The sequence below is a fragment of the Lactobacillus sp. MRS-253-APC-2B genome (assembly GCF_012843675.1).
Classification (GTDB): Bacteria; Bacillota; Bacilli; order Lactobacillales; family Lactobacillaceae; genus Limosilactobacillus; species Limosilactobacillus pulli.
In genome coordinates this window covers 1-11,040 of sequence record NZ_JABAFO010000009.1, presented here as the reverse complement: position 1 = coordinate 11,040, position 11,040 = coordinate 1, and the positions used below count along the sequence as shown (strand labels likewise).

The 11,040-nt window shown below is 47.9% G+C and carries 6 protein-coding genes and 2 tRNA genes; 1 reads left to right on the top strand and 7 read right to left on the bottom strand.

Going from position 1 to position 11,040, the window contains the following annotated elements:
* Positions 1 to 10: 10 nt before the first annotated feature.
* The 5 genes from HF864_RS05835 to adhP form a co-directional block, all read right to left on the bottom strand.
* Positions 11 to 3,571: a DNA-directed RNA polymerase subunit beta gene (locus HF864_RS05835; protein WP_169462107.1), complete on the bottom strand. Its 3,561-nt coding sequence runs from the start codon at positions 3,569 to 3,571 to the stop codon at positions 11 to 13.
* 226 nt (positions 3,572 to 3,797) lie between these two features.
* Positions 3,798 to 4,406 (bottom strand): TetR/AcrR family transcriptional regulator, encoded by a 609-nt coding sequence (locus tag HF864_RS05830; protein WP_169462106.1) that lies wholly within the window; start codon positions 4,404 to 4,406, stop codon positions 3,798 to 3,800.
* 185 nt (positions 4,407 to 4,591) lie between these two features.
* On the bottom strand, positions 4,592 to 7,090 hold the full coding sequence (locus HF864_RS05825) for an ATP-dependent Clp protease ATP-binding subunit (protein ID WP_169462105.1): 2,499 nt from the start codon (positions 7,088 to 7,090) through the stop codon (positions 4,592 to 4,594).
* A gap of 21 nt (positions 7,091 to 7,111) precedes the next feature.
* Positions 7,112 to 7,579 (bottom strand): CtsR family transcriptional regulator, encoded by a 468-nt coding sequence (locus tag HF864_RS05820; RefSeq protein WP_169462104.1) that lies wholly within the window; start codon positions 7,577 to 7,579, stop codon positions 7,112 to 7,114.
* 164 nt (positions 7,580 to 7,743) lie between these two features.
* On the bottom strand, positions 7,744 to 8,766 hold the full coding sequence (gene adhP, locus HF864_RS05815) for an alcohol dehydrogenase AdhP (protein WP_169462103.1): 1,023 nt from the start codon (positions 8,764 to 8,766) through the stop codon (positions 7,744 to 7,746).
* Between the two features lie 379 nt (positions 8,767 to 9,145).
* Between adhP and HF864_RS05810 the strand changes: the two genes are divergently transcribed.
* Positions 9,146 to 10,729, top strand: a complete 1,584-nt coding sequence (locus HF864_RS05810; protein WP_169462102.1) for an amidohydrolase — start codon at positions 9,146 to 9,148, stop codon at positions 10,727 to 10,729.
* A 157-nt stretch (positions 10,730 to 10,886) separates the two neighbouring features.
* Here HF864_RS05810 and HF864_RS05805 read toward each other — a convergent pair.
* Positions 10,887 to 10,958 (bottom strand) — tRNA-Gly (locus tag HF864_RS05805).
* 6 nt (positions 10,959 to 10,964) lie between these two features.
* A tRNA-Arg gene (locus HF864_RS05800) sits at positions 10,965 to 11,038 on the bottom strand.
* Positions 11,039 to 11,040 lie beyond the last annotated feature (2 nt).

The window sequence follows — 11,040 nt, the reverse complement described above, 5'->3', positions numbered from 1 at the left end:
TTCAGGCAAACTAGTCTTGTTTTGCTTCGTCTTTGACTTCTTCTTGCTTGTCGCTGCCATCGCGAGCCAGCTTGCGGATGTCGGCCACGCCTTCATCCATGTTCTTGAGTTGAACTTCTTCGTTTTGACCATCAAGAACCTTCATGTCCAGACCAAGTGACTGCAGTTCCTTAACCAGCACACGGAATGATTCCGGAACACCTGGCTTTGGAATTGGGTCACCGTTGATGATTGCTTCGTAGGTGTTGACACGACCAACAACGTCATCAGACTTGTAGGTCAGGATTTCTTGCAGCGTGTAGGCAGCACCATAGGCTTCGAGGGCCCAAACTTCCATTTCACCGAAACGCTGACCACCAAATTGTGCCTTACCACCCAGTGGCTGTTGCGTAACCAGCGAGTAAGGTCCGATTGAACGAGCGTGGATCTTGTCGTCAACCATGTGAGCCAGCTTCAGATAGTGCATGACACCAACAGAAACGCGCTGTTCAAATGGTTCACCGGTCCGACCATCGTAAAGGATCGTCTTGCCGTCTGATGGCAGGCCAGCTTCCTTAACTGCTTCCCAAACGTCTTCATCGGTTGCCCCATCAAAGACTGGCGTAGCAATGTGAATGCCCAGCTTACGAGCAGCCATCCCCAAGTGCAGTTCAATAACCTGACCAATGTTCATACGGGAAGGCACACCCATTGGACTCAGCATAATGTCGATTGGCGTACCATCTGGCATGTATGGCATATCTTCTTCTGGAACCACGATCGAAACCGTACCCTTATTACCGTGACGACCGGCCATCTTGTCACCAACTTGAATCTTACGCTTTTGAGCAATGTAGACCCGAACCATCTTGTTGACGCCAGGAGCCAATTCATCACCGTTTTCACGCGTGAAGACCTTGACATCTTGAACGATACCGCCACCGCCGTGAGGTACCCGCAGTGAAGTATCACGAACCTCACGAGACTTTTCACCAAAGATGGCGTGCAGCAGCCGTTCTTCAGCTGAAAGCTCAGTCATACCCTTTGGCGTAACCTTACCAACCAGAATATCGCCATCGTTGACTTCGGCACCAACGCGAATCACACCGGTTTCATCCAGATTCTTCAGTGCATCGGCACCAACGTTAGGAATCTCGCTGGTCATTTCTTCAGGCCCAAGCTTGGTTTCACGAGCTTCGGACTCATATGACTCAATGTGAATTGACGTGTAGACGTCTTCTTTGATCAGCCGCTCGTTGATGGCAATGGCATCTTCGAAGTTGTAACCTTGCCAAGTCATAAAGGCAATCAGTGGGTTTTGCCCCAGTGCCAATTCACCTTGTTCCATTGATGGACCGTCAGCCAGAACATCATCAGCATCGATATGTTCACCGACCTTGACGATTGGGCGTTGGTTGTAGTTCTTGCCACCATTGGAACGACGGAATTTCATCAGCTTGTAGGTATCAAGCGTACCGTCTTCTTCACGAACCCGAATTTCACGAGCATCAACGTATTCAACCGTACCAGCCTTCTTGGCAACTAAGGCAACCCCAGAGTCGTGAGCAGCTTTGTATTCAATCCCGGTACCAATCAGTGGTGCGTGTGGGTTGATCAAAGGAACTGCTTGACGCTGCATGTTGGCACCCATCAAGGCCCGGTTGGAGTCATCGTTTTCCAAGAAAGGAATACATGCAGAAGCGACGGAAACAACTTGCTTAGGCGAGATGTCCATGTAGTCGACGTTTTCAGGCGTCGTTTCAACATAGTCATCCTTATGACGGCACATAATTTCTTCATCAGCAAATGAGCCATCATCATTAAGCTTGGTGTTGGCCTGAGCAATGATGTAGTTATCTTCTTCATCGGCAGTCAGGTAGTCGATCTTATCGGTAACCTTGTGCGTATCCCATGAAACACGGTGGTATGGCGTTTCAATAAAGCCATATTCGTTGATCCGCGCATAGGATGACAGTGAGTTGATCAGACCGATGTTAGGACCTTCAGGAGTTTCAATTGGGCACATCCGGCCGTAGTGAGTATAGTGAACGTCACGAACTTCATAGCCGGCCCGGTCACGAGTCAAACCACCAGGCCCCAAAGCAGACAGACGCCGTTTGTGGGAAAGTTCGCCCAGTGGGTTGGTTTGGTCCATGAACTGAGACAGCTGTGAGGAACCAAAGAATTCTTTAATTGAGGCCACAACTGGACGAATGTTGATCAGCTGCTGTGGCGTAACCGTGTTAATGTCTTGAATCGACATCCGTTCACGAACCACTCGTTCCATCCGAGCCAAGCCGATCCGGAATTGGTTTTGCAGCAGCTCACCAACGGAACGAATCCGTCGGTTGCCAAGGTGGTCGATGTCATCAGTCGTACCAATACCTTCTTGCAGGTTGAAGAAGTAGTTGATCGATGCGATGATGTCGGCTGGTTGAATGTGCTTAAGCTCCAAAGGAATGTGACCGTTGGCAACGATTGGCACAACACGGTCAGGATCGTTCTTGGAGTAAACCAGGATCTTTTGCAGCTTAACCGGTGCCGTAACAACAGCTTCATCAGATGGCGTGTAGGTAACCATCTTGAAGTCATCGTTATCCAGGGCTGGTTCCAGAGTCTTCAGAACTTCTTTGGTAACCACGTCGCCCTTGTTGGCTAAGATTTCACCTGTTTCTGGATCAGCCAGCGTTTCGGCCAGCGTTTGACCCAGCAGACGGTACTTCATCATCAGCTTCTTGTTGGTCTTGTAACGGCCAACCGGTGCCATGTCGTAGCGCTTTGGATCAAAGAAGCGCGCCGTCAGCAGGTTGCGAGCAGAATCGGCCGTCTTCGGTTCACCTGGACGCAGACGTTCGTAAATGTCCTTTAAGGCTTCTTCAACACGGGAGTCTTCGGGGTTCTTGTGCACGTCCTTGTCGATCGTAGCTGACAAGCCTTCGCTGTTGCCACCCAGCATATCAATAATTTCGTCATCAGAACCAAAACCCAGTGCACGGACCATTTCAGTCAGGGGCAGCTTCCGCGTCCGGTCAACCCGCACGTAAGAGATTCCCTTGGCATCGGTTTCGTATTCCAGCCAGGCACCACGGTTTGGAATAAAGGTAGCGCCATAGCTTGGCCGGCCGTTCTTGTCGTCTTCTTCATTGTAGTAGACACCAGGTGAGCGGACCAGTTGAGAAACGATTACTCGCTCGGCACCATTAATAATGAAGGTACCTTGGTCCGTCATCAGTGGGAAGTCACCGAAGAACACGTCTTGGGACTTGATTTCGCCAGTTTCGTGGTTCGTCAGGCGCAGGGTAACGTGCAATGGTGCAGAGTAGTTTGCATCGTGTTCCCGGGCTTCATCAACCGTGTACTTAGGTTCAAGCAGTTGGTAGTCAACGAATTCCAACGACAGTTTGCCTTGGAAGTCATCGATTGGCATGATGTCGTTAAACATTTCCCGCAGACCTTTTTCCATAAACCAGTTATAGGAATCGGTCTGGATTTCAATCAAGTTAGGCAGGTCCAGTACTTCCTTGATACGGGAGTAACTGCGACGCGTACGGTGCTTACCGTATTTTACTAAATGTCCGGCCAAACTATTCACCTCTCAAATTTGTTGGGCAAGTTCAGTTGAATTTGTAATATTACATTTTGATTACAATTAGTCAAAATTCCTGCTTTTGGGCAAAAAAAATCCAAAAACAGCTGGCAGCTGTCTTTGGTTTTTATAAAGAATCCCATGGACAAGAGATCACGGAACTCAAATGAACTCGCAATTACATACACTGATTATCATACGCGTTTGCTTATCCAATGTCAATATTTAGTTTTTATTTTTCACTGGCTGGTTCAGCAACCGTCAAGCCGCGTAAAATGCAGCCCAAAATCAGTTTGGTACGCTGCTCTTCGGAAATAGCATGGCCGCCAATTGGCTGGAACGAATCAAAAATCGGTGCCAGATCAGCCAAGAACAGCTCAGCAGCTTCTCTTGGCAACAATTCTGGCCGCAGATTGACTTCTGGCAGTTTGAAGAAATCAGCAATCGGTTCAATGTAGTCCATCGTAAACAGCATGTCTAATTTGCGCTGAGCACTTTCGGAAAGCTCTCTTTTGGCTTCTTGATATTGATCATAGACATTGAGTGGATGATGCTTTTTCAAAACTTCAGTGATGCCATACAGCCGTTCTTCTGGAGCGATCTGTTGCTTACGCATTACCTTATTGATGTCTTGGCGCACCTTGCCGCAAAGGTTGGTTAAAACGGCCAGGTACAGCACTTCTTTATCATTAAAGTGGTGGTATAAGGCTGGCTGCGTAATCCCAATCTGTTTGGCAATATCTCTGGTTGAGGCGCCAGAAAAGCCCTTTTTTAAAAACAGAGTCGTAGCGGTTTTTAAGATTGCCTGGCGCGTTTTTGCCAGTTGTTCTGCACGTTTCATTTCAATAAATTCTCCCTTATTGGTTTCCCATATTAGTCAAAATAATTCTCACACGAAAAGCCAGTTCTTGCAAGCTTGGGTTACCAATTCGCTAAAATAAAAGTCATCAAATCCCATTTTGGTAAATGGTGATTTAATGACTCTTAAGATTTGTCTATCAGGTTATTTATCGAGAACACCGTTTTTTAAGGCAACGCAATCAATTCCGGTTTGGCATCCCCGCGCTTATCCTTAAGGGTAATCTTGCCTTGATGCGATCCAATCACAACCTCATCGCCGCCTTGAACCGAGCCGGCCAGCAGAGCCTCACTAAGCGGATCTTCAACCAGATTTTGCAAGGCACGCCGCAATGGACGTGCTCCGTATTCGGGATCATAGCCAGCTTTAGCAATCACGTCAATTGCCCCCGGCGTAAAGCGCAGCTTAATATCACGTTCAGCAATCCGTTTCGTGATCTTACCGGCCAAAAGCTTGACAATCTGGTGCAGTTCTTTTTCATTCAATGAATGGAAGATTACCGTTTCATCGATTCGGTTTAAGAATTCGGGTCTAAAATGCAGCTTCAACTGCTGTTTGATGGCAGACGACATTGCCTGATAATCATGAGCCATGTCCGAAGCACCAAAGCCAACCTGCTTTTCGTCTTGCAGCTGTGTTGCCCCCAGGTTGGAAGTCATAATCAAAATCGTATTGCGGAAATCTACGCGCCGCCCTTTAGAATCCGTTAGATAGCCGTCATCTAAAACCTGCAGCAACAGATTGAATACGTCTGGATGAGCTTTTTCGGCCTCATCAAGCAATACGACACTGTATGGATGCTGACGAACTTTTTCCGTCAGCTGACCGCCCTCATCATAGCCGACATAGCCAGGTGCTGCGCCAATCAAACGACTGACGCTGTATTTTTCCATATATTCAGACATGTCAACGCGAATCATGTTGTTTTCCGAACCAAACATTGCTTCTGCCAATGCCTTAGCCAGTTCAGTCTTGCCGACACCAGTAGGACCAAGGAACATAAATGAACCAATGGGACGGTTGGGATCCTTAAGCCCGCTGCGTGCCCGTCGAATTGAGCGTGCAATCGCAGAAACGGCCTCGTCTTGACCAATCACGCGCTGATGCAGCACGTGTTCCAGATTGATCAAACGGTCGCTTTCTGATTTCTGCAGTTGCGTCAATGGCACACCCGTCCATTCCGCAACTACCTTAGCGATGTCTTCGGCGCCAACATGCAGCTGATATTGGTCAGCCTGCTCTTGACGTCGCTTTTCTTCCTCATCCAACCGGGCCTTGATGGTTAATTCGGCCTGCCTGAGTTGAGCCGCTCGATCAAAGTTTTGCTGCTCGATGGCCTGTTCTTTTTCTTCACCCAACTGGCGCAGCTTGGCCTGCTCACCTGCCAGGGGCGACGTCTTTTCTTCAGCCTCAATCCGGACCATGGCTGCCGACTCGTCCATTAAATCAATGGCCTTGTCCGGTAGAAAACGACTCGTCAGATAGCGCGTCGACAGTTTAACGGCTGCTTCAAGTGCCTCATCGTCAACTTTGACATGATGATGCTCCTCATATTTTGGCCGCAGACCTTTTAGAATCTTTAATGCATCTTCTGCAGTCGGCTCTTCGACTTGAACCGTAGCAAAGCGTCGTTCTAAGGCTGCGTCTGATTCAATGTATTTTTGATACTCATCAAGCGTCGTAGCCCCGATCGTCTGCAGTTCACCACGGGCCAGGGCTGGCTTTAAGATGTTTGAGGCATCAATTGCCCCTTCGGCACCACCAGCTCCAACCAAGGTATGCAGTTCATCGATGAATAAAATCACATGACCATCATGGTAAATCTCGTTAATGATTTTTTTCAGGCGATCCTCAAACTCACCACGATACTTGGTACCGGCAACCAAAGATCCCATATCCAGCATCATCAGTCGTTTATCAGCCAGCTCTTCGGGAACCCGACCGGCTACGATCCGTTCAGCAAGGCCTTCAGCAATCGCTGTTTTACCAACCCCAGGCTCACCAATCAGAACTGGGTTGTTTTTGGTTCGCCGACTGAGAATCTGAATGACTCGTTTAATTTCACGATCACGGCCAACTACCGGATCCATGCCGCCACCACGCGCAATCTGAGTAAGATCGCGCGCCAGCTTATCCAGTGTTGGCGTCCCCTGAACCTCACCATCACTGCTATCGCCTTCACTTGGACGTCGTCTTGGCGCATGTCGCTGCTGATTTTCAGCAATTCCCAATCGTCTTAGCAGAATCCGCCGTGCCTGCTTAGGGTTGACGTCTAGATTGCTCAAAATTCGTGACGACAAAATTGCGTCATCACTCAAAAGTGCCAGCAATAAATGCTCAGTGCCAATCTGAGGAGCCTGCAGTCGTTGTGCCATCTGGCTAGCCAGTGCCAGAATACTGCGCAACTTGGGTGAGTCCGGCAGGTAGGTATCGCGATCAACTTCTTGCATCGTGCCATAGCCGGTCAGACTTTCAATTTCTTCTCTGATGTCATCACTGGTAATGTTGAATTGACTTAAAACACGGCCGGCAATACTATTGGAAGCCATGCTCAAAGCCAGCAGCAGATGTTCGGTCCCCACGGCCTGATGCTTAAAGTAATGTGCCTGTTCTTGGGCAATCTGCAAAACGTTTTGTGCACTTCGGGTGTATGAATTATTGTCCATTAAATCACCGTCTCTTTCTCTCTAGCTTTCAAAACGCAGTCGGTTCAGCAGCGAGGTCAGGACCCGAGCCCGCAGCTGATTTTCCTTAACCCGACTATCCAGTTTCAAGGTCTGTTTGGCAACCATCACCATCATCAGATCACCCTCGCGTCGTGTAACGACTTTTTCTTCATATAAGGTTCTAATGACATCGAAGGCATCGCGTTCACTGATCGAATCACCAATCGCATTGATCAGCATATCCAAGACGTCAACATCATCCAGTAGATTAATGCGCTCAATCCGGATATAGCCGCCACCGCCACGCTTGCTTTGCACCAGATAGCCATTCTGCAGAGTAAAGCGAGTCTTAATTACATAATTGATCTGTGAAGGTACCACGTCAAAATGATTGGCAACCTCCGAGCGACGAATTTCAATCTGTTCTGAGTTACCAAGAATCTCTTTGAGGTATGCCTCAATAATATCTGATATACTGCGGTCTTCCAAAGTTTCGCCCCCTCGTTCTTCATCTGACTAATATTGACCTTAATTCTACCATATATACTTGAAAATATCTGGGCGAAAGAATCAAAAAAGTCCACCGCTATTAAAACAGCGGTGAACCTTATTTTTAGGATTGCCAGGAACTGCTTATCCCAGCCATTATTCGATTACTTGTTGTGAACGAAGTCAACGACGTTCCGGCCAACCACTTTGTTGTCCTTCAGTTCTTGAATCATATCGTTGATTTCTTCCAGCTTGCGAGTCTTAACGATTGGGTGAACCTTGCCTTCAGCACCGAATTGGAAACATTCAGCCAAGTCTTGACGAGTACCAACCAGAGAACCGGCAACTACGATCCCATCCAGAACCGTCTTAGCAATGTTCAATTGCATGTCACCCTTTGGCAAGGCAACGGCAACCAGCTTGCCATCTGGACGCAGGGAGCCAACAGCTTGGTCAAAGGCAGCTGGCGTAACGGCCGTAACAACAGCTGCGTGAACGCCGCCAACCTTTTCTTGGATCTGTTCGTCAACATTGCCGTCGTGACGGTTGATCAGGACTTCAGCGCCTTCCTTCTTGGCAGCTTCCAGCTTGTCAGGGTTACCGTCAACGGCAACAACGTGAGCACCAAATACGTTGTGAGCAAATTGGATACCCAGGTTACCCAGACCACCAGCACCAACGATTGATACCCATTGACCTGGCTTGATGCCGGAAACCTTCAGAGCCTTGTACATCGTAACACCGGCACAAGTCAGAGAAGTAGCCTCTACTGGGTCCAGGCCTTCTGGTACCTTAACTGCATAGTCAGCAGGTACGATGCATTGTTCAGCCATGGCACCATCAGCAGTGTAGCCGGCGTTCAGAACGTTGCGGCAAAGCGTTTCACGGCCAGTCAGACAGTATTCACAGTGACCACAGCCCTTGAAGAACCAAGCGATGGATACCCGGTCGCCGACTTTCAGGCTGGTAACGCCAGGAGCAACCTTGGATACACGGCCAACACCTTCGTGACCGATGATCGTACCAGGCTTCTTGCCAAAGTCACCAGCAGCAACGTGCAGGTCAGTGTGGCAAAGACCACAGTATTCCATGTCAACCAGTGCTTCACCTGGCTTCAGGTCACGCAGCGTTACATCCTTGACGTCAACGAAACCATCACAGTTTTCACGAATAACAGCAGCTTTCATAGAGCAAAATCTCCTTTGCAATCATTAGATTTCCTTTACAGCCACTATCTTAGCAGATTCAGCTCCATTTGGAAAGTGAACGTTTGCACATTTAAACTAGACCATTTAATTAAAAAGTGGCTATTTAGGCGTAATCAAGGCGTTTACAGCTACCTAAAGCACTTTCAAAATTATTTTTGATTTGTGCAGATATACACTTATCAAAAATAAGCAAAGGCTTTCAAGATGGTTAAAAAGTATAAATCGGCAAGATGCTACGATTGATTTTATAGACATAATTACGATTAATATCCAGTTTTAATTTTCGTTGGTTGTCTCAGTTCAATAAGCGGATTATTATAATGTTACCGCTGCCAAAAATGATACGGAGGAAACAATCATGGAACAAACCTTTGTCAACGGCAAGATCTTTGTCGGTACCAGCGAGACTGATTTTGCTACTGCCTTTAAAGTCAAAGACGGCCGCATCAGCTGGATTGGCCAGACTGATCAGATTGATGATCCAGACGCCATTGATCTGCATCAGCAGACCGTTTTGCCAGGCTTAATTGACTGTCATACCCATCCAAAATATATTGCCGATGCTCTTCATGGTACGGCCTGCACGCCACCCAACGTCAACAGCATCAAAGAAATGATCACTGCACTCAAACAGTCGCCACAGCTTGGTCAAGGACCCGATGTCTGGATCGAAGGCTGGGGATTTGATGAAACCAAATTAGCTGAGCACCGCTCACCAACCGTTGATGATCTTGATCAGGTTACGACTGAACAGCCAATTTTCATCTATCGGTCTGATTGTCACTCATCGGTCGGCAATTCTAAAGCCTTGGAACTAGCTGGCATTGATAAAGATACGCCGGATCCCAAGGGTGGTAAGATTGAGCACTTTGCCGATGGGCGTCCCAATGGTTTTATGCGCGAGGTAGCTGCCAGTCAGCTGCTGATTCGTGCCAAATCGGCTCAAAGCTATACCGGCGATGTCCAAAACATGGTCAACAGTTCAACGCACTATCTTGAAAACGGCATTGTAGCCATCGGTGAGATGATGGGACGCTTAAAGCCATACACCACGCTGCAGCTTTATCAAGATGCCGTTAAACAAGGTTTTACCCCACGCGCTTCGATTTATTATGTATATGATGAGCTGGATCCAGGTCAAAGTCTGGAACCAGTTGGCGACGATCAGCTAAGAGTCGCCGGTATCAAGATCTTTATGGATGGCAGCATCTCTGGTGAGACTGCAGATAATTCGATTTCTTACCCATCCGGCAAGCGCGGTGTCTTGTTGACCAATCAGGCGAAGCTAAAAACTGCAGTTGAATTTGCCAAAGAGCATCATCTGCAGGCAGCCATTCATGCAATGGGCAATGCAGCAATTCAGCTGGTTTTGGATACAACCTGCAATATGGAGCCATGGCTGGATGACATGCCTTCGATTCGAATCGAACATGCCTCGCTGCTGAGCGATCAGATGTTTGACCAAATCAATCACGCTAAGATGCACTATGGTCTTTCTACGCAGCCAATCTTTTTCTTTGCTGAAGACGAGTCGTATCGTACCTACCTGACTCCCGAGCAGTTCAAGCAGGCCTATCGAATCAAATCGATGCTTAATTCCAATGCACTGACGACGTTAAGTTCCGATGCGCCATGTACGCCATGGGCTGAACCAGACAGCCCGTTTTACAGTATCTACGCAGCTGTGACACGCCGCGCAGCCAATGATGACGTGGTTAATGAAGCAGAAGCAATCAGTGTCCCTCAGGCCATTCTTGGTTATACCAAATGGGCAGCTGAGATTGGCGGCTTTACTCATAATGGAACGCTGGAGGTTGGCAAGTCGGCTGATTTCGTCATTCTCAACAAGGATATCTTTACCGTACCAGCAGACGAGCTGACTCAAGTCCGTGCAAAAGAAACCTGGTTTAAGGGTCAGTGTGTCTACCGTAATAATGACTAACACCATCATCTTGTTTGAGTCCACTTTACTTTGACAATTGATTACCAATTCAAACGATCTCGAGTAATAGTTTCTTGACTCAAAACGCAAAAAAGAGTGAGAAAAAACTCCAATCTCATGCCTTGAGACTGGAGTTTTTATTTCACGCAACAAAAAAAGCGGAAGACGGGATTCGAACCCGCGACCCCCACCATGGCAAGGTGATGTTCTACCACTGAACTACTTCCGCAAGAGATGCACCCAGAAGGAGTCGAACCTTCAACCTTCTGATTCGTAGTCAGACACTCTATCCAATTGCGCTATGGGTGCAT

What these genes read in the sequence shown, in the direction of transcription:
- HF864_RS05810 (WP_169462102.1), top strand. Translation starts at nt 9,146, where the DNA reads ATGGAACAAACCTTTGTCAACGGCAAGATCTTTGTCGGTACCAGCGAG.
- HF864_RS05830 (WP_169462106.1), bottom strand. Translation starts at nt 4,406, where the DNA reads ATGAAACGTGCAGAACAACTGGCAAAAACGCGCCAGGCAATCTTAAAA.
- HF864_RS05825 (WP_169462105.1), bottom strand. Translation starts at nt 7,090, where the DNA reads ATGGACAATAATTCATACACCCGAAGTGCACAAAACGTTTTGCAGATT.
- adhP (WP_169462103.1), bottom strand. Translation starts at nt 8,766, where the DNA reads ATGAAAGCTGCTGTTATTCGTGAAAACTGTGATGGTTTCGTTGACGTC.